This window comes from Pseudomonas sp. EL_65y_Pfl2_R96, from assembly GCF_963970905.1.
Lineage (GTDB): Bacteria > Pseudomonadota > Gammaproteobacteria > Pseudomonadales > Pseudomonadaceae > Aquipseudomonas.
Map to the genome: position 1 here is coordinate 1 of NZ_CAXAQH010000159.1, position 588 is coordinate 588.

At 63.1% G+C, this 588-nt stretch carries 1 protein-coding gene; it reads right to left on the reverse strand.

Annotated elements, in window-relative coordinates:
* The coding region (locus tag AACY49_RS29990) for a flagellar hook capping FlgD N-terminal domain-containing protein (RefSeq protein WP_339527841.1) at positions 1 to 270 on the reverse strand (270 nt) is incomplete at its 3' end.
* Between the last annotated feature and the right edge of the window lie 318 nt (positions 271 to 588).

The following is a 588-nucleotide window of genomic DNA, read 5'->3' on the forward strand; positions in this document are numbered from 1 at the left end:
CGAATTGAGCGTCACGAGGCTCGAGAACGAGCTGGCGAGAGACGACAGATTGTCGTTGGTGGTCTGCTGCCCGATGTAGTTCGAATACTGCATCAGCTGGTTGGTGAGATCGGTGGTCGACGTCGCGTTCAGCGGATCCTGGTTTTGCAGCTCGCTGATCAGCAGGGAGAGAAAATCGGTGGACGTCATCGTCGAGCTCGACGAGGATGCAGTCGATGACGATGTGCTGGTGGTCGCAGTCGAGACGGAACTCGTCGCCGAAACGGTCATCAGAAACTCCGGTCCTTCAGCGCGGCTGGTTCGTTGCGAGACGAAGCCGCGCTTGAAATCTGTGTGCTGATGAAACGTGGCGTGCCGGGAAATCAGGCGGGGATTTGCCGCCGCTCAAACGGCTTTCGACACGGCAAATTCTGCCGCGCGTGATGCCTGCGATGATGTTGCATGACGCCCGGAACGCGCGGGCTCAGCTCTCTGCCGTCTCGCCTTCGGTGCTGGGCTCGGCGGTGTCGCGCTTCAGTCTCGCCGCGGCGGCGACGATGCGGTCGGCGAGGCCGGCGGGCGCGCGCACCGCGGGAGCCGCGAGGGCGT